This is a genomic window from Streptomyces sp. NBC_00878 (genome assembly GCF_026341515.1).
Taxonomy (GTDB): domain Bacteria; phylum Actinomycetota; class Actinomycetes; order Streptomycetales; family Streptomycetaceae; genus Streptomyces.
In genome coordinates this window covers 4,447,156-4,469,445 of record NZ_JAPEOK010000001.1, presented here as the reverse complement: position 1 = coordinate 4,469,445, position 22,290 = coordinate 4,447,156, and the positions used below count along the sequence as shown (strand labels likewise).

Below are 22,290 nucleotides of genomic sequence, written 5' to 3'. Positions count from 1 at the left end.
CGCCCGACCTCTCCGCGCTCGACCTGTTCGCGCTCGACCTGTTCGCGCTCGGCGAGTAGAGGCGGCCGGCCCTGCGAACCCAGCGGCCGAGGTGGACGACGCCCTCGCCGAGGAGTCCCAGGACACGGGTGACGTGAGTCCTCTGCAGGCCATCGCCGTGCGCGCGTAGGCCGGAGTCCGGCCGCCGGTGCCGATGTCTTTTCGGTTACGGGCCCGTAAGGAACCGAGCGTGGGGCGGGAATCTCCGCACAACTCCTTGCCAAATGGATAGCGCGGGCCCACCATGAGGCAACTCGTTTGGCCTGAAATGATTCCCCCTCCCCTCCCCGTCCCCTGGCAGGTGATCCGAGTGGACAGTCAGACCGTCGATACAATCCAGACCGCGCAGGGCAGTCCCTCCGCAGGCAGGCTCAAGCCCAACGCCCTCGGCGTTGTGGGCATCCTCTTCTTCGTCCTCTCCGCACAGGCTCCGCTGACCGGCATCGCCGGAGCCGTCCCCATCGCCGTCGCCCTCGGTGACGGTCCCGGCGTTCCCGCCGCCTATGTCGCGGCCGGCGTGATCATCCTGTTGTTCGCGGTCGGCTTCGTGGCCATGGGGCGCCATGTCGTAGACGCCGGCGCCTTCTACACGTACATCGGCAAGGGCCTCGGCCGGACCACCGGCACCGCCGGCGCCGCTGTCGCGCTCTTCGCCTACTGTGCGATCCAGGCGGCCATGTACGGCCTGTACGGGTACCTGGTGAGCGGCCTCGTCGCGCAGTACGCCGGGCTGGACGCACCCTGGTGGGTCTGGGCCCTGGTCACGATGGCCGTCGCCCAGGTGCTCGGTGCCGCGGGGATCGAGATGGGGGCCCGGGTCCTGGCGGTTTTCGTACTGGCGGAGTTCAGCATCCTGATCGCCTTCGCCTTGGTCACCTTCTTCAAGGGCGGCGGGCCCGAGGGGCTCGGCTTCGCGCAGAGCTTCTCACCGGGAGCGGCCCTGAAGGGGGCCCCGGGGGTGGCACTGATGTTCGCGATCGCATCCATGTTCGGCTTCGAGGCCACCGCGATCTACGGGGAGGAAGCGAGGGAGCCGCGCAAGACCGTGCCCCGGGCCACCTATCTGTCCGTGATCGTCGTCGGAGGCTTCTTCGCCTTCACCTCATGGATGCTGATCTCCGCGTACGGCGCGTCGAACGCCACGGCGGCGGCCGGGAAAGCGTTGGAGGGCGGCCAGGCCACGGCATTCGTCTTCGCGCCCATCGCTGAGCAGTTCGGCGGCTGGGCCAACGACGTCCTGCCGATCCTGCTGGCCACCTCGCTCTTCGCGGGCATCCTCGCCTTCCACAACTCCGCGAACCGCTACCTGTTCTCGCTCAGCCGCGACGGACTGCTGCCGCGCCGGGTGTCCGCCCTCAACCGGCGCCACTCGCCCTGGGCCGCGGGCACCGTGCAGACCGCGATCGCGCTGGTGCTGGTCGTTCCGTTCGCATGGGCGGGCAAGGACCCGGTGCTGACCCTCTTCTCCTGGTTCAGCGGCGTGGCCGTGCTGGGGATCATGCTGCTGTACTTCCTCACCTCGGCCTCGGTGATCGTCTTCTTCCGCCGCGAACGCCTCGACACCCGCCCCTGGAACACGCTGATCGCCCCGGCTCTGGGCGCGCTCGGCATCGCCGGTGCCCTCTGGCTGATCCTGGCCAACTTCACCACCCTCATCGGCGGCGAGCCGGGCACGGCCATGTGGCTGGAGCTCACCGTCCCGGCGGTCCTGGTCCTGGGCGTCATCACCGCCCGGCTGACCCGTGGCAGGACGACGACCGACGGCTGAACGTGCCATTCCCGTGGTGTGGCCGGAGCGGACCTCCCGGGCCCGCTCCGGCATCCAGCTGCCGATGGTGTCCTCGTCGTCCACCGACCCGGGGGCGCCGAGGGGCACGATCAGGTCCCATCCGTCGGCTCGGGGAAGTCGAACGGTACGTCCGGGAAGTGGTGGCGGGACTCGGGCACGACCGTCATGGTGGTGAGGTCGTATCCGCGCTCGACGAGCCGCGAGCTCCGATCCCCCCGAGCTCCGTCACATGCTCGTGCCCGACGACGAGTGCTCGCACGATCGGCGTTCCCTTCCCACGGAATATCCGCGGCCCGCCAATCGTACGACCTCAAACAATATGGCAGAAGGTGCCGCTCTCCCTTGTGGGAGGCCCATGGGGCGGCCTATCGTTTGGGATCAAACGTAATCCCTGTGAGCTGGAGGCCACGCGTGCTGGACATCACCCACGACGAATGGCTGCGCCGCGCCAAGGCGCTGGACCTGTCCGGCGCGCACCACATCGACGGGACCGACGAACCCGGGGGCGGGCAGTACTACACGGCCGTCTCGCCCCGCGACGGGCAGGTGCTGGCGGAAGTGGCCGACGGCCAGGCCGCCGAGGTGGACGCCGCGGTGGCCGCCGCGCGCCGGGCCTTCGATTCGGGCCCCTGGCCGCGCCTCGCGCCTGCCGACCGGGGCCGGGTCCTGCTGCGGATCGCCGACCGGCTCGAGGAGCAGCGGGACCGGCTGGCGCTCACCGTCAGTCTGGAGATGGGCAAGCCCATAACGGACGCCTACGACATCGAGCTGCGCGCGGCGATCAACACCTTCCGCTGGTACGGGCAGTTGGCGGACAAACTCACGGACGAGTCGCCGCACACCGCCCCCGACGCCCTCGCGCTGGTCACCCGGGAGCCGGCGGGCGTGGTCGGCGCGGTGGTGCCGTGGAATTTCCCGCTCACCCTCGCCTCCTGGAAGGTCGCCCCGGCACTCGCGGCAGGCTGCACCGTCGTGCTCAAGCCGTCGGAGAACTCGCCGCTGTCCGCGCTGCTGCTCGGGCGGCTGGCGACGGAGGCCGGGCTGCCGCCGGGCGTGCTCAACGTCGTCACCGGCGACGGGCCCACCGCGGGGCGGGCGATCGGGCTGCACCCCGATGTCGATGTCCTGGCCTTCACCGGATCCACGACGGTCGGTCGGCACTTCCTGCGCTACGCAGCCGACTCCAACCTCAAGCGGGTCTGGCTGGAGCTGGGCGGCAAGTCGCCCAACATCATCCTCCCGGACGCCCCGGACTTGGAGAAGGCCGCCGCCACCGCCGCCTGGGGCATCTTCTTCAACCAGGGCGAGATGTGTACCGCCCCCTCCCGCCTGCTCGTCCACTCCTCCATCGCCGAGCGCGTCACCGACGCCATCGTCGAGCGGGCCCGGGAACTGCGGATCGGCGACCCGCTCGACCCCGCCACCGAGATGGGCGCCCTCGTCGGCGAGAGCCATCTGGAACGCGTACTGGACCACATCGGCACCGGTCTCGACGAAGGCGCACGGCTGCGTGTGGGAGGCGGCCGCACGCTGGCCGACACCGGTGGCAGCTACCTGCCCCCCACGGTCTTCGACCACGTGGCCCCAGGCATGCGGCTCGCCCGTGAGGAGATCTTCGGCCCCGTCCTGTCCGTGCTCACCTTCGACGACCTCCACGAGGCCGTCGCGCTCGCCAACGCCACCGAGTACGGCCTGGCCGCCGGGCTGTGGACCTCCGACCTGTCCACCGCCCACCAGGTCTCGCGCGCGCTGAAGGCCGGCACGGTCTGGGTCAACTGCTACGAGGAGGGCGACCTCACCGTGCCGTTCGGCGGCATGAAGCAGTCCGGCAACGGACGCGACAAGTCCGCCCACGCCATCGAGAAGTACACCGAACTCAAGACCACCTGGATCCAGTTGTGACCGCCTCGCAGACGCGCCCGCTGATCGCTGTCCCCGCCCGCTTCGCCGCCTCCACCTCCGCACTGCGCTACGCCGCCGAGGTCAACGCCCGCGCCCTGATCGAGGCCGTCTGGCGGGCCGGCGGCGAACCGGCCACCATCCACCCGGCCGACTCCACCGCCACCCACGTGGCGTCTCGCCTCGCCCGGTTCGACGGCTTGCTGCTGCCTGGCGGCGGCGACCTCGCCCCGTACCGCTACGGCGAAACCGAGGTCCACGAGGCCGTCTACGACGTCGACGACGAACAGGACGGCTTCGATCTGGAGCTGGCCCGCCAGGCCCTGGACTCGGGCGTGCCGCTGCTCGCGGTCTGCCGGGGCATGCAAGTCGTCAATGTCGCCCTCGGGGGCACCCTGCATCAGGACATGGGCGGCCCGGAGCGAGAGCACCGTCAGGTGGTGCACCCTGTGGCGATCCGGCGCGGCTCGCTGCTGGAGCGGGTCACCGGCGCGGAGAAGGTGGAGGCATCCTGCTTCCACCACCAGCGGGTGGACCGTACGGGCGCCGGCCTCACGGTCACCGCGCGGGCCGCCGACGACACGGTGGAGGGGTTGGAAATGCCGGCGGCTCCCGGCTGGTTCGTCGCGGTCCAGTGGCACCCCGAGGACACCGCACACGAGGACCCCGCCCAGCAAGGCCTGTTCGACGCTCTCGTACGCGCCGCCCGCGACCGCCACTGACGACACACCACCGCCATGACCTTCATCGGACGCCGTAGAAGATCCGCCCCGCGGCTAGGGCCCTTCTGATGGATCTCCGCGGCGTCGCGGCGTCTGGCACGCACTCCCCCAGAGGGGGGACCCCCAGCCGCGTTGCCGAAACGCCCACGTGGCTCCTCCCCCACTCTCGGCTTCGCTCGAGCGGGGGGACCCCCATCGAGGGCGCTCCGGCGCCTTGCGATCGCACGCACCAGACGCCGCTCCTTCCCCACGGAGATCCATCAGAAGCCCCCTAGCCCGCGGCTGGCGGCTGCGGCGGCCCCGCGCCCGGACGCACTGATCCTGCACGCCTGGTCCGAACTGGCCACCGGCCCCCGGGCGGCGCTGGACACCTGCCGGCTCGCCGCCGAGACCGCCCACCCGGCCGATCCCACCCCGTGGGTGGCCATGCTCGCGGCCCTGCGGCTGCTGGGCCGGCCGGGCGGCGAACTCACCTCTGTCTGGCGGGAGATCAATGCCCGCGACGCCTGGCATCGTGAGGCGCATCTGCAGGTCCTCGGATATCTCTCCCCGGAGGAGCAGGGCAGCCAGTCCTCTCTGCGGGACTTCCTGGACGACGTCCGCGCCGCCATGCCGTCGGGGGCGCCGGCGGCGTGTCTTCCGCTGGCCGCCGCCGTACGGCAGTACCACCGCGACCTGGACAGCGGCGGCACACGGGTACTCGGCGCGAGCCGCTACTGGGCCCAACCGCACGTGGCACCCCTGCTCGACCACGCACTGGAGCACTGGCTCCGCCCTGGCTTCCGGCGCCACGCGGCAGCCCTCGCCGACCTCAACCTCCTCGCCTACGCCCTCGCCCGGGCAGGCCGTGCGGGGCAGGCGACCCCAGTGACGCACGCGACCGGGGGCCTCGTCACCGCCTGGCCATGGGGGCACGACGGCGACCCCGTGGACCGCTACACCTACTGGTACGGCCGGATCTCCGGCTGAGGCCCCTCAGCCTCCGGTTCCCGGACGGGGGGCAGCCGCTCGTATCCGTTCCGTGCGGACGATTCGCACGGCCTCCGGGGTTGGCCGGGGACGAGGACCAGGCGCCGGGCGTGACGTGCCTGTACGCGATCCACGACCCGGTCCCGCGGCACTGTGTGATGTCACGAGCGGGCCAACTCCCGCCGGTGCTGGTCACTCCCGAGAGACACGCCGAACTCGTGGACATGCCCGCCGGACCACCGCTGGGTCTCGGGGGGCCTCCCCTTCGCGAGCGCCGCACCCGCTGCACCATGACAGGCAAGACGATCTGGACCGAGGTGTCCCTGACGCCGACCGGGATTCCGGGTGTCTTCGCGGTGGCGGAGTTCTCGGTCTGAGGCCGGCCCGCTGTACGGGCTCCGCTTCACGCCCTCGGGTTCGGACGGCGTCCAAGTGGTCGTGCTCGATGACAGTGCCCCGCACGTGCCTTCTCTCAACCACTTGGTCGTTCGTCGTCACATCCGGGCACCGCGCGCCGTCAGGAGCGGGCGAGGTCTTCCAGGCGGGCGTGCAAGTGATCGACGTAGTACTCGGACTCCGGCTTCATCAGCACACTGCGCAGGATCCGGGCACCGTCGGCGTCGGCAGTGATCTTCGGATGCCGGGCGTCCATTGCCTGTGCGCCAACGCGGAGGGTGCTCAGGAAAACCGGGTCCTCGGCGTCCGTCATACCCGTCTGCATGATCCGGGCGCTGGCGGCGTCGATCTGCGAGAACGAGCTGGGTCGGGTCACCGGGAAGTAGGTGACGATGTCGAGATCCGGCGGCTGGTAGAGCTCCAGGAAGTCCGATTCCTCGATGAGCCGGCTCCAGCGCGCCGCCGCCCTGCGGCCCGCGGCCAGTGCTTGGCCGAGGCCCTCGAAGGTGGGCGGCAGCAGCTGGAAGGTGAGCCAGAGCCCGGCTGCCGCGGCACCTGCGCGCGAGCACTCCAGGCTGATCTCACCGAGGTGGAGTTCCTCGGAGGTGAAGTAGGTGTAGGGCGAGTCGTGCAGGTAGAAGCGGCCCACGGAGGGGTCGCGGAACAGGACGGCACCGCAGCCGTAGGGCTGGAGTCCGTGCTTGTGCGGGTCGATGACGATCGAGTCGCACTGGGCAATCGCTCGCCAGGGCGCCTCGGGCAGTCCTTCGGGCCCGTCGGCGCCGGCGAGGAGGGTGAAGAAGCCTCCATAGGCGGCGTCCACATGGATACGCACTCCGTAGCGTTCGCGCAGCTCCAGGGCCTCGTGGATGGGTTCGACGGCGCCCAGGGCGGTGGTGCCGGCGGTGAGGACGACGGTGCCGACTCGCCCGGTGCGCAGTAGTTCTTCCAGCGCGTCGAGGTCCATCCTGCCCTGGTGGTCCACCGGGACGGGGTGGCCTTCCATGCCCAGGACCTTGCACATGCGTCCGTGGGTGTAGTGCGCTTCGGTGCTGTACGCGATGCCCCTGTCGGGGTGGAGTTCGCGGGCCACGAAGAGTGCTTCGAGGTTGGCGATGGTCCCGCTGGTGGTGAGGTGCCCCAGATGGGTGTCGTAGCCGAACATGGTGGCGAGCTGTTGGACGACCTCGCGTTCCATGCGGGCGGTGGCCGGGCCGCCGTCCAGGGCGTGGTTGTTGGGGTTGATCAGCATCGCGCTCAGGTAGCCCACGACTGCGGCTGGGTGCGGCGGCTTGAGCATCTGTCCGGCGTAGCGGGGGTGGAAGAACGGGTAGTTGTCCTTCAACCGTTCGGTCAAGTCCTCGAACGCGGTGCCGAACCGCTGGGTGTCGACGCCCAGCGAGGGGTGCTCGGGGTAGGGGCCGAAGCTGCTCGACCAGTTCTCGTTCGCGGTCACGGCTCGGTCGAGCCAGTAGCTCAGATCCATGGTGGACTCCGTAAGGTGTTGGGCGGCCCAGGAGGGCCGGGTGTGGCTGATGATGGGTTGTCCTCAGCCCACAGGACGTCGACGCGGCGAGAGCCTGGGCGATGAATCAACCTCGACCGCATCGCCGGTTGGACGGGGCGGGTCCGGGTGCGTCACCCCCGTTGGCCACCACCCCGTCCAGTCGGCCGTGCTCGAACTCGACCTTGGCGACCAGTTGCTCCACCGCCTGGAGAGAGGTGACGTCGGCCGCGTAGGGGATCGCGTCGGTGGCAGCCGCGACCTTCTCCAGTGCTTCGCGGTGCCGCCCGGCCTTTTCCAGGTGTGTCAGTGGCAACTGCTGACGTTCCTCAGTTCCGGTACGGAGCGACTGCCGTGCGGGTCGGGTCCATTTCGGCGATCCGCACGTGCGCGGCTCGCCGACCGACGACCACGGCGACCACTACCGCCGGGCGACCCGGCCGAGCACGGCGTAGGTCGCACAGACCGTGGGCGCGGGCACCTTGTAGACCAAACCGAACAGGGCGCCAACGGTGAGCAGTGCTCCCACGGCCGAACACGGCCACAACTGCCGACGGCGCGAGGGGTCGCGCGGGATGCGTGGGGCGCCATTGGCCGTCATCAGGTAGATGGCGGCCAGACAGAAGACACCGAATGTCGAGAACCAGGAGTAGGCGGGCGTGTCCGGCAGCTCCAGCAGGTTCGGGAGGGGGTGGGCATCGCGTTGACGGCCAGGAAGGCGGCAGCGACCGGGCCCATGAAGCCGACGGACTGGGCCACGTCGATGAGCGACAAGCCCTTGTTTTCTGGGGGGTGGCGGCGGAATGGGGTGTCTGAGCCATGGCGCGGTCCATCCGAAGATACGTGCCGTTGGGGCGGTACTGGCAGGAGGTGCAGGGATTTAGGGGCGGCGGTCCGGCCGGGTAGCGGGGAGAGGGATGGATGGGCAGGCGGGGCCTCGTCCGGAAGCCCGGCATGGCGGGGCCCCGCCCGACAGGAAGAGCGGGTCCCACCCTCCTTGTCGTTTGGATCCATACGATATCCCGGGGCATCTGCACCTCACAAGAGGTCTGCCGCGCAGACTCCTCCGTCCCGGTCGAGTCCGCCGCGCAGACTCCTCCTCCCCGGTCGAGTCTGCCGCGCAGACTCCTCCTCCCCGGTCGCCGATCGCGGACCGGGGCAGCCCTCGACAGGGAGCCACGAAGCGCCCGGCCGTACTCGGCCAAGAGGCTGGCAACTCGCGTCGGCAGTTGACGCGAGAGGAAGAACTCCGGGCGTAATGGAGACGCCTGTCTTCACCACAACCGGAGGTCTTGGCGACCCACGCCAATGCCGGGCTGACCTTTCACGGCAGACGTCTTCTGGTACGCCGTGTCGTGCACGACCTGCGTCCGGTGGCGCACGTGGCCAAGGAGCTCGGAGTGTCGCGCCAAGAAAATCGACGTCAAGAAATTCGGACGGATCCCGGACGGCGGAGCCACGGCCGGGAAGCCGGCAAGAGCTACGCGCAAAAACAGGCGCGGATCGGCTACGACTACGTACACGCCGACGCGAACCCGGTTGGCCCGGCCTCATGGGCCGCCGCCACCGGACCCGCAACCGGACCCGGCAGCGGGACCGGACCCGTCACCGGACCCGGCAGCGGCACCACCCAGGCCACCACCGCGTCCCTCTCCGCCGCCAGCCGCAGGGACCGGATCTCCCCGGAACCCCATCGATCGCGGCCCCGACAACCGTTACGGGCGTGAACATCCAGCCCGGCATACGTACGCTCGAACATGACCGGCACCTTCCGCAATTGCGGCTCTACCGCCACTCGGAGTGGCGGCAACCCGCGCCGACTTGCGAGCGAGGCGCCGGTTCTCCATACGGTCTAGGCGCGCGTCCGTCGACCGGAACGGCGCGGAGCGGGCTTCGCGCCGTTCCGCAGCTGCTGGCGCCGTTCCTCGCCGTGCTCCTCGAGCTGGGCAACCACGGCGCGCAGACTGTCCGCGAGCCTCAGGCACTCCTCGGGATTGAGCCGGGAGACCACGAAAGCCTCCTCGGTGTTGAACGCCGGGAAGAGCTGCTCCATCAGCTTCTCGCCCTCGGTGGTCAGCGAGAGCAGGACCCGCCGACCGTCCTCGGGATGAGAGGAGCGCGCCACCAGGCCCCGCGCTTCCAAGGTGCGTGCAACCCCGGTCAAGGTCCCCTTGGAGATCCCCGCCTCCTCCGCCACGGACCAAGTCTCGGCCTCGCCCCAGATCCACAGCACCCACAGCACGACGAACGCGGTCCAGGTCAGCTCGGAAGGCCGCAGAACCGAGTTCTCCAGGTGCTGCCGAACGGCTGCGGCAGCGCGATGGATGTTGGCGACTGCCGCCATCTGCTCTCGCTGCAACTGGAAGCCGCCGAGCTTCGCCTGGACGGCTCGCTCGGTCTCGATGATGGATCGGTGGCCGGTCACGGACTCCCCCTCGTTGTGGGCGGCGCGCCATTGTATTGCCTTGTGAGACTTCTCAGCGCCGATGTCAAGTCGCAGCGGGTGCTGGTAAGAAGGGTTACGCCATTGGTTCCACGCTCACCGCGATGACTCGTTGCCGAAGGTGAACCGCCAGGACCTCCATTTCGGCGAGCGTGCCGATGAGACCGGTCCCGGCGAGTTCCGCGGCCTGCGTTCGTGCTTCGCCCAGGGATGGTTCCTGTGCACTGCGGAGGGCCTGCAGCACAGGAACGAGGTCCGGCACGTCTCCAGGCGGCCGAAGCCGCGCGGGTCCGTGCGCTTGCAGCAGAGCTTGTCGAGTGTTCTCGGGTGTAACGGGCCTGCTGTCTTGCTCGCACCACTCAACCAGGCAGTCCGCGCATCGTCCTTCGGCGCACCAGCGGAGCATGCCGCGGTCGAAGAACTGACCGACATCGCAGGTCGTCGTGCCTCCGCAGGCACTGCACCGGCCCGTGACCTGTACTACTTGCGTGATCACAGAGGTCTCCTCAGCGTCATGGGCCAATGCTGATGGGATCCTCCCTGAGAAGGTTTGCGATCGGCGAGAAAACCTATTGGGCGGTTGCCGCCGGTGGCGTGAGTTCGTAGTGCCGCCGGTCTCGGAGAAGTGCCCACAGTACTTCGACTCGTCGCCTGGGCCAGCGCCGGGACTGCATGGGAGTGCCTCTTGCCCTCGGCTCGTTCGCGGTCGTAGCACCGCACGATTCCGGAAAGCGGAACGGCAACCCAACCGGCACCGGCCCCGCCAGTACCACCGGGTCTTCAGCGCATCTTCTACATGCCATGTCCGCTTTGCTGAGCGCTACGACCCCAACTCCCGGGCGTGATGGCGCTCTTCGAATCTGGCTCTGTCCGCGGTTTCGTGAAACCCCAGGTCAGGGGCGGGAACGAGGGATCGTTTCAGGAGTGGGCACGTGAACCGGGTGAAAGCCCTCAAGAGGGCCATGTATGGCCGGGCCTCGTGAGAGCTCCTCCGCACCCGCGTCCTCACCCCTACGACCATCATGGAACGGGCATCCTCAGACGCTCCTACCGAGGAACAGCGGGGCCAGGCGAGGCAGTCTGCGGCGCATCTCGTCGTTGTCTCCAGCCCATAGGGCGCGGCGAATTGCAGCCCCCTGCGGTCCGCAGCAGGCCCTCCTCGCCGGCCGCCACCAGCAGGCGGTAGCGCGGGACCCTCGCATCCTGGCGGTCGATTCCGAATACCGACAGCGGTATGGAACTCTCGAAGACGGGGGCCACCGCTGAACAGCAGCACCGCGACGATCTCCTTGCGGCGTCGCCCGGAAAGCTTCCGAACAGCCGCTTCCACGGTGCCAGCGGCCGGCGGCCCGGACTCATCATGTGTCTCGGAGTCGAGGCCAAGGGAGGCCCGGGTTCAGGAGATTGGGGCGAGACCTGGCGCAGGATCGATCGGAGCCGCTCGAGGCTGCCGGTCCGTCGCGCAGGGCGCGCCACAAGCGCATGCGCCACGAGGCCTCCACGCGGGCGGCAATCCCAGGCTCCTTCCGGGCCAGTGCCCGGAAGAGGTCCGCGGCTCCCTGGTCTCGCCCGCACGGGCGCCGTCCTGAGACTCATTGCGTATCAGCAAGGCGGCCGCGTCGCGGACCGTTGGCCAGCATGCTGTGGGCGTGCGTGATCTACCTGCGTGGCTAATTTTGTCCTGAACCACAGGAAGCCTCGCAGGTCAGGGCCGTTACTGGCCCTGACCTGCGAGAACACACAGTGTGACTGGTGCCCCCGGCATCCCCCAGCCCTCCATGACTAACGATGATGTCACTAACGTTGATGTTAGTCTCTGTGGCGTTTGTTAGAACTGGAAGGTGACGCATGGCAGATTTCGTGGGCAGGCGGCACGAGCTCGAGACGCTGGATCGCGAGCTGGGCAAGGTGACGGCCGGGGTCGGTGGGGAGCGACCCGGGCGGTGCGTGATGCTTCGTGGGCGCCGCCGGGTGGGTAAGTCGCGGTTGGTGGAGCGATTCGCCGAGAGGTCCGGTGCGCCGTTCCTCTTCTACGCCGCCACAGGGGCGTCGTCGGGGGCGGATCTGGAGCGGCTCAGCCAGGATGCGCAGTCATCCAGCCTTCCGCTGGCGAATCTACTGTCCGCGGCCCGTCCGGCGAGTTGGGACGCCGCCTTCGATGTACTGGCGGCGGCACTGCCGCACGACCGAGCGAGCGTGGTGGTCGTGGATGAGGTGCCCTATTTGATGGACGCGGAGGGCGCCTTCGAGGGCATGCTTCAGCGGGCCTGGGACCGAGTGCTGGAGACGAAACCGGTTCTGCTGGTTCTCATCGGCTCCGACCTGTCGATGATGGAGGCGCTGAACAACTATGGGCGCCCGTTCCACCAGCGCGGACGGGAGATGGTGCTGGGTCCGCTCAACCCGGCGGAGGTGGGCGAGATGCTGGGCCTCGATCCCGCCTCGGCCTTCGATGCGGCCTTGATCACCGGTGGACTGCCGCTGATCTGCGCAGAGTGGACGCACGGCGCCGGAGTGTGGGAGTTCCTGCAGGCGGCACTCAGCGATCCGGTCTCGGCCTTGCTGGTGTCGGCGGAGCGCTCGCTCGCCGCAGAGTTCCCCCAGCAGGTCCAAGCCCGCACTGTCCTCTCGGCGATCGGCAGCGGTGAGCGGAGGTTCTCCAATATTGCCCGCGCCGCCGGCGGGATCGGGGCAACCCCGCTCCAGCGGTCGCTGGCGATCCTTGCGGACAAGCGGGTGATCGCGGCGGAGTTGCCCGTGTCTACGCGGCCTTCCAAGGATCGTCGCTACCGGGTGGCGGATCCCTACCTTCGCTTCTGGCTGAAGCTCCTGGGGCCGGCGATGGAGGAGATCGAGCGGGGTCGGGGTGACCTGACGCTGCGGCGCATCCGCGAAAACTGGACCAGCTGGCGTGGCAGGGCCGTTGAACCTCTGGTGCGCGAGGCGCTGGCACGGCTGCTGCCCGACGCGAACCTCCCCGCCGCCCCCGCCATCGGTGGTTACTGGACCCGTACCAACGATGTGGAGATCGACGTCGTGGGAGCGGACCGCGCGCCGATCGCCAAGGAGCTGTTGTTCGTCGGCTCGGTGAAGTGGCTGGAGAACTCCCCGTTCGACCGGCATGATCTCGCGGCGCTGCACCGACACCGCGCCGCGCTCACTCCTGCTCCCGTGCCTGTGATCGCGCTCTCGCGCAGCGGGACCGACTGCGCGGGGCTCGACGCCGCGTACGGCCCGGCGGAACTCCTCGCGGCGTGGTCCTCCTGAGCATGCAGGAACACGTGTGGGTGTCAGGTGTTTATGGCCTGTCGCCCCAACTCGGGTCGGTCGAGCCTCCGGCCCACCGCGACGGTGACGTCCTCCCGCTCACGCAAACGGCCCCGGATGATGAGTCCGAGGCCGAGAACTGCTTCCCTGGGCGAGAAACCCCAGGTCAGTGCTATCGCGTTGTGCCCCCGGCAGGATTCGAACCTGCGACACCCGCTTTAGGAGAGCGGTGCTCTATCCCCTGAGCTACGAAGGCGAAGGCGGGGGCTTGTAAAAAAACCTTGGAGAAAACCCAGCGAGTGGATCTTCAGCCGAGGCACACAAGCCCGCTGGTCACTGGGGGTGCGCTGGTGCTCGCGACGGTTTCCCGGGCGGACATCTGGCGCGACCTGACCGCTGACGTGAACAGCGTAGCGGATCGGGGCGGAGCGGAGGTGTGGAGTGCGGGGGTGGGGCGTTGCGAAGGGCTTGAACTGCAGTTTTCTGTGCAGGGCTGGATGGTGTTCGTCTCGGTCTGCGTGTGACGGAGGCTCGGTTTGTCCGTTCCGTTCCGTTCCGTCGCGGACGTGGAGCGGGGTGGCCTCAGGTGAGGGAGTGTTCCGCCGCCGTCCTGTCGCGGCGGAGCCCGTCGGGTCAGATCACCTGAGGCCTGGCTGATACCGAAGTGCGAATCGCTGCGGGGCCGGGCCAGAGCTGATGGTCGAGTGCGTCCTCCAGTCGTGTGAGGGTGCCGATGTCCGGCAGGACGTCGCCGTTGAGGATTCGGGCGACGGTGGAATGCGCGACACTGGCCACGTCGGCCAGTCCGCGAAGCGAGAGCTTGCGGGAGCGCATGGTGCGGTTCAGGTCGCTGGCGAGGAGCAGCCCGCAGTGGGTGCTCAGTGGAGCGTCGTGGGTCAGGGTGACCTCCGGCCAGTCTCCGTCCGCTGCGTAGTGCAAAGGGTGCTTATCGTTGTTACTGCGCGGTATGCCCAGATCGTGCCGCACCGCGTCTTGCGGGGGACCGATGGAGGAAGCCGAACTGGCTCAGCACCTGCGTGCAGGGGGCCTTCAGTCCGGAGCGCAACGCGACGACCTCTTCGGTGGTGCCATAAAACCTCCTTGGTCGGTGTCGCTCACTGGCTGTTGGTCAGGTCATGACGCCGCACCGGTACTTGATCATCTACGACCGTGATCAACTTCCGCAACGAGTCCTCTAGTCGAAGGTGTAGTTGTACTTCTGGCCGGCGGCTCCCATCGCGGCGACGTCCGCGTCGTTGAGTGGCGGCGCCAGCTGACCGCGCACCCCGGGCGTACCGATGTCTGTGAACATGCCGTCCATGCCGCCGGGGGTGAACAGCAGGATCATCTTGGCGGGCTTGGTGTCGCTCCGGTTCCGGAACTTGTGCGACGTCCCCTTGGGTACGTACACCACACCACCGGCGGAAACCTCGTACTCCTCGTTCTCGGCGGTGATGACCAGCTCGCCGTCCATGACGATGAAGGACTCGGCCTCCTGGTGGTGCGTGTGCATCGGAGGACCCGCCTTGGCCGGGACGATGGCCTCGACCATGGAGAGATTCCCGCCCGTCTCGGCTGCGTTGAGCAGCACGGTGTAGGTGTCCCCGACGAGGAAGACTGATATGCCTCCGTCCGGCGGGACGTGCACGGGTCTGTAGTTGAAGGACATCGAGGCGCTTTCTCTTCGTGGTTGGTTCAGGGGCCTGCCACCTGTGATCGGCGCCGCCACGGCGCTCCGGGCCCTGCCGGGGGTGGGGGCAGGGCCCGGGCGTGGGTTGCTCGGCGCGGTGGTGGACGCTTTTCGTGTCAGTGGCGGAGGAAGTCCAGCGCCTGTGCCACGAACAGGTCGTGGTGCTGGAAGATGCCGCCGTGGCCCGAGTCCGGGTAGATGCTCAGCTGGGCGCCGGGCAGCAGCTGGGCGAGGTGGAACGAGCTGATCGTCGGCAGCATCGTGTCGTCGTCGCCGTTGACGACCAGGACGGGCTTGTCCACGTTCGCCAGGCCCGCGGGCGAGGTGCCCTGCTCCCACTTCGCCAGGGCGGTCAGCTGGGCGCCGATCGTTTCGTTGGACACCGGCGCGTCGCGGTCCTCGGTGCGCTCGTCCAGACGGGCGAGGAAGGCGTCCGCGGCTGTCTGGCTGGTCGCCGTCGGTGAGAAGAACAGGAAGTGCTTGGGGTGCTTGCCCTGGGCGCCCGCCTTCTCCATGGCGGCCTGGAGTACGGCCCCGGTGGCGGTCGGCCCCTCGTCGCCGGCGGGTGCGGTGCCTGCCAGGACGACGCGCCGGACCAGGTCGGGTCGCTGCTGGACGATCACCTGGGCGACCATGCCGCCCAGGGAGAAGCCCAGCAGGTCGACCGTGCTCAGTCCGAGCGCTTCCAGGAACGCCACCGCGTCGTCGGCCATGGCCTCGACGCTGTCGGGGGTGGTGCCGCCGGAGCCGCCGACGCCTCGCAGGTTGACCAGGATGACGGGTCGCTCGGCCGCAATGCCGTCGACCACGGCGGGGTCCCAGTCGTCCAGTACCGCGGTGAAGTGGTGCAGGAACACGACCGGAATACCCGTGGTCGGGCCCACATCGCGGTAGGTGAACGGGGTCCCGCCGACCTCCACGGTCTTGGTGACGGCTTCCTTGCTGGTTGCAGACATGGCTGTGCTCTTTCTCTCGCCTCGTGCCGGTGAGGGCGTGCTGACCCTCGTAGCGTAACGCTCGTTATATAACGAGCGCTACCCTAAGGTGTCCCTCAGGATCGGCGACGTGGAGGAGGGCCGGGGGTGAGGTACTCGAAGGAGCACAAAGCGCAGGCCAAGGCCGCGATCGTGCGGGAGGCGGGCCGTACGCTCAAGGAGAACGGCTTCCATGGTGTCGGGGTCGACGGTCTGGCCGCGTCCGCCCAGGTCACCTCAGGGGCGCTCTACTCCAACTTCGCCAACAAGGAAGCGGTCCTCGAAGAGGTCGTGGCCGCACAACTCGGCATCGAGTTCGCCGACCTCGCCGGCCAGGAGCCGTCCGAGCGACGACGCATGCTGGGCGAGGTACTTCGCCTCTACCTCAGTGACCTGCACCGTGAGGATCCCGGACACGGCTGCGTGATGCCGTCGCTGAGCGCGGACGTGGCACGGGCCGGCGACTCGGTCCGTGCGGCGTACCAGCGCCGGATGGTCGAGGTGATCGCCCTCCTCGCCCCCGCCATGCGCGGCACGCAGGAGGAACAGGCGCAGCTGGCCTGGACCCTCGTCGCCTCGATCGTGGGCGCGGTCACGATCGCCCGGGCTCTCCCCTCGGGCGACCAGGCCCAGGCTGTACTCGACGCTGTCCTCGCGTCTGCCCTGCAATCGATCACGGACGAGCCCTGACGGGTACGGGGTACGGCTGCGCAGTGGAGCAGAGGTGACCAGCGCCCGCGTCGGAGCGTAGACGGTGTGCTGGAACCGGCCGCGGAAGTGACCGATGCCGAACGCGCGCGGTTCGGTGTCTTCGTGCGGAAGCCCGAGGCGGTCGACGCCCCTGTCTTCGCGGCCCAGGACGCCGGAGCCGGCTGTTCGAGGCCGGTGCTCTGACCGGAAACGATCAGCGGAGTGGTGTGATGGCCGAGTGTCTACGGCGGTGGATGTCGCGCAGGTCAACTCAAGGTCGTGACACGGCCTGTCAGTTCTCGGGTCTAGGGTCGCCCGCATGGCTGAGCCCTCCTTTCTGGCCGCTGTCCGCGAGTCGTACGACACGGTCGCCGCCGATTACGTCGAACGCGTCCCGCCTCCAGCCGTGATGGACCCGCTGTCACGCGCGATGCTGGCGGGGTTCGCCGAACTCGTGCGGACGGCCGGTCTGGGGCCGGTCGCGGACCTGGGATGCGGCCCCGGCCGCGTGACGGCGCACCTGGCCGGGCTGGGAGTGTCCGCCTTCGGCGTCGATCTGTCACCGAAGATGATCGGGCTGGCCCGGCACGCCTATCCGAACCTGCGGTTCACCGCGGGCTCGATGACCGCGCTGGAGATGAGGGGCGACGAGCTCGGCTCCATCCTGGCCTGGTACTCCAGGCTGGAACAGGAGCCTGGCGGACGGGTGAACAGACCGCACGCCTGCCTGCTGGCCCGCAAGCCCGAAAAGCCCTGACGGGGCTTGTTCCTGCGGCGAGGCCGCTCGTGTCAGATCGCCGACTGTCACGGCGCGGCGGTCAGGCCGCGGGGTTGGGAAGGCGGCCGCCCCAGCGGATGCCTTTCTCGCTGCGGATACGGGCGTGTTCGCGCCGCTGGGCGGCCAGGACGTCGGGGCATCACGGCTCGGTTCCATTGCCTCGGTCGCCCACCTCACCGATGCCGTTTGCCGTTTTGTCGGCGCGGGGCAACGCCTGTTGGTCTTGAGACCAGCTCATTTCGCACCGAGGCCCCTGTGTACGTTCGGGCGTACCTGACTGTGCACGTTTGTGGCCCTGGCAAGATTTTCGTGAAGCGGGGCTGTGCCACCGTGCGCCGGTGACGCTCCGTCACGGGTAGCGGCGTCGGAGGTGGGCCATGAGGACGACGCGGTGGCGCAGGAGCGGAACGCTGGCGCGGCCGGCCATGATCCGTTTCTGGAGCTTCAGGTCCGTGATCCGGCCTTCGTTGACGCCGGAGTTGAGCGGGGTGGTGATCCCCTGTACGACTGCCAGCTGGTCTTCGCGGATGGCGTTGGTCAGGCTCGCCAAGGCAGACAGGCCAGAGGCCGCGAGTTGGTCGAGCCAGGCCGGCAGCGGGGCGGCGTCGCGGGCATCGAGCATGGCCGCGAACTGCCGTACCAGAGTGTGGGTTTGGTCGAGCTCTGGGCAGTGTTCAAGCAGCCGACGGAGTGCCTCGGTGGGGTGCAGGCCGCGCCGAGGCGGTGTGGCGTTGATCCACCGGGCGACCTGGCGGGGCGAGGGCGGCCGCTCGCGCGGTGTGTCGATCGGCAGATCGCGGCGTGGCGGCGCGATGGCCATCTTGACCCGCTGGTAGTGGCCGCCGTACCCCTTGGCGGCAATCTCCTGGTGCAACACGGTCGCGGTGTGCTCGCCTTCCTCCCACCGCTGCTTCAGATACTCCAGATACGGGTCGAGGCTCGTGGACCGGCGGGGCGGAGTGCGCCGTACGCACTCCTGCCAACAGGCAGCGCGTGCGTACTTGGCCACGGTGCGGCGGTTCAAGCCGAGCTCGCGGGCTATCGCGCTGAGACTGTGGGCCGTGCCGGTGTACCCCTGGACAGTCTCGAACAGTCGCTTCGTGTGACGGAGGGCAGGAGTATCGGCCGCCTCGCACGGTTCGTCCGCCGGCGGTGGGGCCGGCTCGGGTTCAAGTACTGCCGCGGCCAGGCAGCCGCGGTGGGCTGCGGCGATGTCCGAGACCCGCTTCGACAGCCCCTGCCACAGGTGAAAACGGTCGCTGACCTGTACCGCGTCCGGGGCTCCCTCGGCGATGCCCTGCCAGTAGACCAGCGAACCGTCCCGGCACACCACCTCGACGCCGGGATGCGCACGCAGCCAGGAGGCCAGCTGCTCGGCATCGCGCCCGGCCCACAACTCGATCGGCAGCCGCGTGTCGGCATTCACGAGCAGCGTGCCGTAGACGTCCGCGTACAACGCGAAGTCGTCCACGCCCAGCACCCGCGGTGTCGCGACCGACGGAAGTCCCATGCGCATCAACTGGAACAGCACACTCGTCCGCGACAACGGCGTCTTCAAGATGCGCAGAAGCCGGGCCCCGCCACGGCCGGCGAGCAACACCCCGGCCATCTCGACCAGATGCTGCAGCAGCGGACTGCGACGCTGATAGCGCAGCGTCAGCCCCTCCACCTGCTCGGCAAACGTCCGCCGACCGCAGTCCGCACTGTCACAAAACAACCGCCGCACCGTCAGACTGATCAGCACCGGGCGGCCCCCGGCAGCAACATCGGCCAGCGTGCGGGAATACCGGCTGTGCACCCGCGCCGACTCGCACCGGCAGTCCGGACACGCCACCATCAACTCGCGGGTACGGGCAGCGATACGGACCACGCCACCCGACGACCACACCCGTTCCACCCGCACCACATCCAGGTGCGGCGACACAATTCGTACGAGGTCATCACACTCGCCGAAGGTCCCGCTACCCGTGACGGAGCGTCACCGGCGCACGGTGGCACAGCCCTGCTTCACGAAAATCTTGCCAGGGCCACGTTTGCCTGTACGCCGACACCTGTCAGCTCTTGCCGAGCTGCGCCGGGGCGGGCGGCGCGGGGGGCGGTCCGCCGGGGCCGGCCTGATGGTGCCCGGGTTCAACGCGGTGGGATTTCGAGCTGAGGTGGAGCGCGACGATGATCGCGGCGAGGACTGCGAGACCGGTCGCGATCAGGAACGACAGGCGGTAGCCGTCGACCAGGGAGCCGCCGTGGCCGTCGTTGGCCGCCGCGGCGGGGGTGGCGAGGATCGCCGGCCCGACTGCGGCGCCGGCTGCTGGCTGGTGGTGAACAGCGCCCCGGCCAGTCCCTGGTCGCCCGCCTGGACCCCGCTGGTGATCGAACTGGTCAGCGCAGGCGTCGGTATCGGCTTCGCTTCAGTCGGCCTGCAGTACCCGGTGCTGACCGCACCAGACAGCGTGCTGCGGCTCATCGCGGTCGAATGCCCGACCGAGAGAAACTCGATCTTCTTCACGCCTGGTCACAGTGTCCGAGAGCCTTCTTTGACGCCCGCCCGCGGCAGGTCACGAAGAACCCACGGCGTCGGTCTCGGCGTTCACGGCACCAGCACGATCCGGCCGCGCCGGCCGCCCCGGGCGAACTGGGCGTAGGCCTCGGCTGCCTGCGACAGGGGGTAGATCTGAGCAACCCGCGGCGTCAGCACGCCAACCTCGGCGAGCGCGGAGAGATACGAGAGACGGGTCGGTTCGGGACCGGCGGGAGTGTGCCGCACCGCGATGCCTCGCTCCGGGGCCGGCAGCACGTCAGCCCTCACGCTACTGAAGATGCCGCCGTCGCGGACAGCCGCCAGGGCAGGGGCGCCCAGCGCCGCCGCGTCCAGCACGCCGTCCACGCCCTCCGGCACGAACCGGCGCACCGCCTCACTCAGCTCCTCGTCGCTCGACACGAACCAGCTGGCACGACCGCGGAGAAACTCCTCGTCCTCAGGCCGCCCCTGCGTGACGATCCGCACCCCCCGGGTCCGGGCCAACTCCACCGCGTAGCCGCCGACGGCCCCGGCGGCACCCGTGACAAGCAGGGTGTCACGGGGGCGCAGCGGGAGACGGTCCAGAGCCTGTGAGGCGGTGATCGCATTGAGAGGGATCGTCGCCGCGAGCGTCAGGGCCATACCCTCTGGGGCGAGGGCAATGGAGTTGAGGTCGGTCACAAGGTATTCGGCCTGGGCCTTCGTCGGGCGCAGCAACGGGGCATCGAACGCGATCACCGGGGTTCCGACCTTCAGGAGGACACCCGGGCCGACCGCGTCGACCGTCCCGGCAGCGTCAAAGCCGAGACCGATGTATTCGAAATCCTCGAACGGGCTGAAGACCCCGGTCCGCAGAACGGTGTCGGCGGGATTGAGCGCGGCACCCGCGACCTTGATGCGAACCTCCAGAGGACCTGGTTCCGGGAGGGGGACCTCCAAGACCTCGACAGCCTCAGGTCCGCCGAACTTCTTTACCTTTACGACTGCTGCCCGCATGATTTTCCTTCTTCCCTTTGCATATCGGAAGCGCTGGTGCCCGCTACGGAGGTGTCAGCGCGCCCTGCGGAAGGTCTCGCGGGCGCCGCCGACGTAGGCGTCGGGGTTTTCGCAGTCGCCGAAAGCCGCCCTTGTGTGGTGGGCGTTCACGTTGACGACGTTGAACAAGCCGCGGCCGTCGACGGGCCTTGTCGGAACTCGTGGCGGAAGGCGAGGTCGGGCACATTGCCGTGCAGGCGTTGGGCTTGGGGCGTGTGTCGTCAGCGAAGGAGCGAGCGTGCGTACTCCTGGTTGGTGTAGTCGCGCCACTCGATGATCTGACCGTCCCGCATTCGATAGACGGCCATGTTCCTGATGGGCGCGAGCTTCCCACCCGGAAGCGCGAGGCCGTGTACCTGTTCCTCGATGACGAGGTCGCCGTTGACCGCGGAATGGAGCGTCGTGAACTCCACCCGTTCCATGATGCGGAAGACCCCCTCCCACACAGCGATGACGCCGTCACGGCCCTGGATCTCCGGGTCGCCGTAATTGTGGAACGCGATGTCCGGGTGGAAGTACGGAGCGAGCTTCGACGCGTCCTTCTGTGCGAAGAGGGCGAGGAAGTCAGCGATCACCTTACTGTTGTCGGTCGTCACGACGGGGTCTCCTTGCTTGTTCCTGCGGGTGTGGCGGTCGTGTTGGTGTTGCCGTGGAAGCACGGCGGGCGGGCCCGGACCGCCCTCGACCTCCTCTGCGTAGGTGGGCCGGTGCGAGGTGAACCCGCCGTCCACGGGGATCGTGACCCCCATGGCGGGCGCGGGCGGCCGGTGTCGGAAATCGTGCCCGGCGCGATGGCGATCGCGCGGACCCCTGCTTGCCGAATTCGGCCGTGATATTGCGGTGAGGCCGATGGTCGCGGTCTTCGATGTGCCGTACATGGGCCGGATGTACTCCCCGAGCACCCCTGACGCCGAGCTGGTGTTGATGACCCCACCGCCACCGCGTTCGGTCATGTGCGGAATCGCGTTTGTGGCACCTAAGGGCTGTCCCGTAATCCCGGGTGGATCAGCGCGCGGCGTCAGATGCGGTGCATCGCAAGGCGGAGGGGCGTCCTCATACTGGGCGTATTCGGGCGATCCGACAACGCGGCGAGGTGCCGTAGCTGTCGTCGTGCGCCCGCCCGGGATTACGGGACAGCCCTTAGGGTGCAGCCGATGGCGTTGACCCGCTGCACCCGGGCAAAGAGGCCGGCTCGAGGCCGGTGACCTTGATGTCCCGGCGAATGACGTCGGGGCGACCAAGACGGCGTTGTTGTGGAGAATGTCGACGCCGACCGCTCTCGTAGACGGCGGTGTCGGCCATCGCGCGGATCTGCTCCTCGTGCGTGACGTCGGTCGCCACGGCGACTTCGGAACCGCCCGCCGAACGGATCTCCTTGGCCACGTCCTCCCCGGCCTGGGAGATCAAGCCCGCCACCACCACCGAGGCACCGCACTCCGCGAGGATCCGGGCGGTAACGCGTCCGATGCCGGAGCCGGAGCCGGATCCCGTGACGATGGCGACTTTGTCTCGCAGATTGTTCGACATGAGGGCTCTCCCTCTTCGGGGTTCGGGCCGACCGAGGCGTCGGTGAACAG

20 protein-coding genes, 1 tRNA gene and 5 pseudogenes are annotated in these 22,290 nt (G+C 68.8%); 11 read left to right on the top strand and 15 right to left on the bottom strand.

All coding sequences use genetic code 11. The features are described from left to right. Nucleotides 1-349 precede the first annotated feature (349 nt). From OHA11_RS18680 to OHA11_RS18660, 5 genes and pseudogenes are all read left to right on the top strand, one after another. Nucleotides 350-1,807 (top strand): APC family permease, encoded by a 1,458-nt coding sequence (locus OHA11_RS18680; RefSeq protein ID WP_266497730.1) that lies wholly within the window; start codon nt 350-352, stop codon nt 1,805-1,807. Nucleotides 1,808-2,239: 432 nt separating this feature from the next. Continuing rightward, nucleotides 2,240-3,730, top strand: coding sequence for an aldehyde dehydrogenase (locus OHA11_RS18675; RefSeq protein ID WP_266497727.1), 1,491 nt, complete (start codon nt 2,240-2,242; stop codon nt 3,728-3,730). Further along, nucleotides 3,727-4,449, top strand: a complete 723-nt coding sequence (locus tag OHA11_RS18670) for a gamma-glutamyl-gamma-aminobutyrate hydrolase family protein (protein WP_266497725.1) — start codon at nt 3,727-3,729, stop codon at nt 4,447-4,449. Before OHA11_RS18675 ends, OHA11_RS18670 begins: the two co-directional genes overlap by 4 nt. Nucleotides 4,450-4,581: 132 nt before the next feature. Next, complete coding sequence (locus tag OHA11_RS18665) at nt 4,582-5,418, top strand: hypothetical protein (RefSeq protein ID WP_266497723.1); 837 nt, start codon at nt 4,582-4,584, stop codon at nt 5,416-5,418. Nucleotides 5,419-5,525: 107 nt separating this feature from the next. Continuing rightward, nucleotides 5,526-5,681: pseudogene (locus OHA11_RS18660) on the top strand (SpoIIE family protein phosphatase); the annotation flags it as partial. A gap of 254 nt (nt 5,682-5,935) precedes the next feature. On the opposite strand, the gene OHA11_RS18655 reads toward OHA11_RS18660, so the two are convergent. The 3 genes from OHA11_RS18655 to OHA11_RS18645 all read right to left on the bottom strand — a co-directional run bounded on the left by OHA11_RS18655 (nt 5,936) and on the right by OHA11_RS18645 (nt 7,919). Next, on the bottom strand, nt 5,936-7,300 hold the full coding sequence (locus tag OHA11_RS18655; protein WP_266497721.1) for an aminotransferase class V-fold PLP-dependent enzyme: 1,365 nt from the start codon (nt 7,298-7,300) through the stop codon (nt 5,936-5,938). Nucleotides 7,301-7,406: 106 nt separating this feature from the next. Further along, nucleotides 7,407-7,634, bottom strand: a complete 228-nt coding sequence (locus OHA11_RS18650) for an SDR family oxidoreductase (protein ID WP_266497718.1) — start codon at nt 7,632-7,634, stop codon at nt 7,407-7,409. Nucleotides 7,635-7,739: 105 nt separating this feature from the next. Beyond that, complete coding sequence (locus OHA11_RS18645; RefSeq protein ID WP_266497716.1) at nt 7,740-7,919, bottom strand: hypothetical protein; 180 nt, start codon at nt 7,917-7,919, stop codon at nt 7,740-7,742. Nucleotides 7,920-8,610: 691 nt separating this feature from the next. Here OHA11_RS18645 and OHA11_RS18640 point away from each other — a divergent pair. After that, nucleotides 8,611-8,730, top strand: a pseudogene (locus tag OHA11_RS18640) (leucine zipper domain-containing protein); the annotation flags it as partial. A 440-nt stretch (nt 8,731-9,170) separates the two neighbouring features. On the opposite strand, the gene OHA11_RS18635 reads toward OHA11_RS18640, so the two are convergent. From OHA11_RS18635 to OHA11_RS18625, 3 genes and pseudogenes are all read right to left on the bottom strand, one after another. Next, the gene (locus OHA11_RS18635) at nt 9,171-9,743 is read right to left on the bottom strand and encodes a MarR family winged helix-turn-helix transcriptional regulator (protein WP_266497713.1); all 573 of its coding nucleotides are present in this window, start codon (nt 9,741-9,743) and stop codon (nt 9,171-9,173) included. Nucleotides 9,744-10,330: 587 nt separating this feature from the next. After that, a pseudogene (locus OHA11_RS18630) lies at nt 10,331-10,472 on the bottom strand (IS110 family transposase); the annotation flags it as partial. Between the two features lie 379 nt (nt 10,473-10,851). Further along, a pseudogene (locus OHA11_RS18625) lies at nt 10,852-11,091 on the bottom strand (AraC family transcriptional regulator); the annotation flags it as partial. A 518-nt stretch (nt 11,092-11,609) separates the two neighbouring features. On the opposite strand from OHA11_RS18625, the gene OHA11_RS18620 reads away from it, so the two are divergent. After that, entirely contained in the window at nt 11,610-13,028 is a 1,419-nt protein-coding gene (locus OHA11_RS18620; RefSeq protein WP_266497712.1) for a DUF234 domain-containing protein, read from the top strand. A gap of 183 nt (nt 13,029-13,211) precedes the next feature. Here OHA11_RS18620 and OHA11_RS18615 read toward each other — a convergent pair. The 4 genes from OHA11_RS18615 to OHA11_RS18600 form a co-directional block, all read right to left on the bottom strand. Continuing rightward, a tRNA-Arg gene (locus tag OHA11_RS18615) sits at nt 13,212-13,284 on the bottom strand. Nucleotides 13,285-13,661: 377 nt separating this feature from the next. Then, a complete protein-coding gene (locus tag OHA11_RS18610; RefSeq protein ID WP_266497709.1) occupies nt 13,662-13,967 on the bottom strand; it encodes a helix-turn-helix transcriptional regulator in 306 nt (101 codons plus the stop codon). A 256-nt stretch (nt 13,968-14,223) separates the two neighbouring features. Beyond that, on the bottom strand, nt 14,224-14,697 hold the full coding sequence (locus OHA11_RS18605) for a cupin domain-containing protein (protein WP_266497706.1): 474 nt from the start codon (nt 14,695-14,697) through the stop codon (nt 14,224-14,226). Nucleotides 14,698-14,834: 137 nt separating this feature from the next. After that, nucleotides 14,835-15,674 carry an alpha/beta fold hydrolase gene (locus OHA11_RS18600; RefSeq protein WP_266497702.1) on the bottom strand — a complete coding sequence of 280 codons (840 nt, stop codon included), beginning with the start codon at nt 15,672-15,674 and terminating at the stop codon, nt 14,835-14,837. A 126-nt stretch (nt 15,675-15,800) separates the two neighbouring features. On the opposite strand from OHA11_RS18600, the gene OHA11_RS18595 reads away from it, so the two are divergent. The 3 genes from OHA11_RS18595 (at nt 15,801) to OHA11_RS18585 (ending at nt 17,139) form a co-directional block, all read left to right on the top strand. Continuing rightward, nucleotides 15,801-16,382, top strand: a complete 582-nt coding sequence (locus OHA11_RS18595) for a TetR/AcrR family transcriptional regulator (RefSeq protein ID WP_266497697.1) — start codon at nt 15,801-15,803, stop codon at nt 16,380-16,382. 66 nt (nt 16,383-16,448) lie between these two features. Further along, nucleotides 16,449-16,586 carry a hypothetical protein gene (locus tag OHA11_RS18590; RefSeq protein WP_266497694.1) on the top strand — a complete coding sequence of 46 codons (138 nt, stop codon included), beginning with the start codon at nt 16,449-16,451 and terminating at the stop codon, nt 16,584-16,586. Nucleotides 16,587-16,701: 115 nt separating this feature from the next. Further along, nucleotides 16,702-17,139 carry a class I SAM-dependent methyltransferase gene (locus OHA11_RS18585; RefSeq protein ID WP_266497692.1) on the top strand — a complete coding sequence of 146 codons (438 nt, stop codon included), beginning with the start codon at nt 16,702-16,704 and terminating at the stop codon, nt 17,137-17,139. Between the two features lie 370 nt (nt 17,140-17,509). Here OHA11_RS18585 and OHA11_RS18580 read toward each other — a convergent pair whose 3' ends face one another. Beyond that, the gene (locus OHA11_RS18580; protein WP_266497690.1) at nt 17,510-19,084 is read right to left on the bottom strand and encodes an ISL3 family transposase; all 1,575 of its coding nucleotides are present in this window, start codon (nt 19,082-19,084) and stop codon (nt 17,510-17,512) included. 232 nt (nt 19,085-19,316) lie between these two features. On the opposite strand from OHA11_RS18580, the gene OHA11_RS18575 reads away from it, so the two are divergent. Continuing rightward, nucleotides 19,317-19,802, top strand: coding sequence for a hypothetical protein (locus tag OHA11_RS18575; RefSeq protein ID WP_266497687.1), 486 nt, complete (start codon nt 19,317-19,319; stop codon nt 19,800-19,802). On the opposite strand, the gene OHA11_RS18570 is transcribed toward OHA11_RS18575, so the two are convergent. From OHA11_RS18570 to OHA11_RS18560, 4 genes and pseudogenes are all read right to left on the bottom strand, one after another. Beyond that, entirely contained in the window at nt 19,748-20,674 is a 927-nt protein-coding gene (locus OHA11_RS18570) for an NADP-dependent oxidoreductase (protein ID WP_266497685.1), read from the bottom strand. The genes OHA11_RS18575 and OHA11_RS18570 overlap by 55 nt on opposite strands. 260 nt (nt 20,675-20,934) lie before the next feature. Then, nucleotides 20,935-21,309 carry a nuclear transport factor 2 family protein gene (locus tag OHA11_RS18565; RefSeq protein ID WP_266497684.1) on the bottom strand — a complete coding sequence of 125 codons (375 nt, stop codon included), beginning with the start codon at nt 21,307-21,309 and terminating at the stop codon, nt 20,935-20,937. A 249-nt stretch (nt 21,310-21,558) separates the two neighbouring features. Next, nucleotides 21,559-21,954: pseudogene (locus OHA11_RS48525) on the bottom strand (SDR family NAD(P)-dependent oxidoreductase); the annotation flags it as partial. Beyond that, the gene (locus tag OHA11_RS18560; RefSeq protein WP_266497681.1) at nt 21,854-22,240 is read right to left on the bottom strand and encodes an SDR family NAD(P)-dependent oxidoreductase; all 387 of its coding nucleotides are present in this window, start codon (nt 22,238-22,240) and stop codon (nt 21,854-21,856) included. The gene OHA11_RS18560 and the pseudogene OHA11_RS48525, both read right to left, overlap by 101 nt. Nucleotides 22,241-22,290: the final 50 nt, after the last annotated feature.

Excerpts from the sequence above, each read along its gene's own strand:
- OHA11_RS18605 (WP_266497706.1), bottom strand. The coding sequence starts at position 14,697 with ATGTCCTTCAACTACAGACCCGTGCACGTCCCGCCGGACGGAGGCATA.
- OHA11_RS18600 (WP_266497702.1), bottom strand. The coding sequence starts at position 15,674 with ATGTCTGCAACCAGCAAGGAAGCCGTCACCAAGACCGTGGAGGTCGGC.
- OHA11_RS18620 (WP_266497712.1), top strand. The coding sequence starts at position 11,610 with ATGGCAGATTTCGTGGGCAGGCGGCACGAGCTCGAGACGCTGGATCGC.
- OHA11_RS18570 (WP_266497685.1), bottom strand. The coding sequence starts at position 20,674 with ATGCGGGCAGCAGTCGTAAAGGTAAAGAAGTTCGGCGGACCTGAGGCT.
- OHA11_RS18585 (WP_266497692.1), top strand. The coding sequence starts at position 16,702 with ATGGCTGAGCCCTCCTTTCTGGCCGCTGTCCGCGAGTCGTACGACACG.
- OHA11_RS18560 (WP_266497681.1), bottom strand. The coding sequence starts at position 22,240 with ATGTCGAACAATCTGCGAGACAAAGTCGCCATCGTCACGGGATCCGGC.
- OHA11_RS18645 (WP_266497716.1), bottom strand. The coding sequence starts at position 7,919 with ATGACGGCCAATGGCGCCCCACGCATCCCGCGCGACCCCTCGCGCCGT.
- OHA11_RS18655 (WP_266497721.1), bottom strand. The coding sequence starts at position 7,300 with ATGGATCTGAGCTACTGGCTCGACCGAGCCGTGACCGCGAACGAGAAC.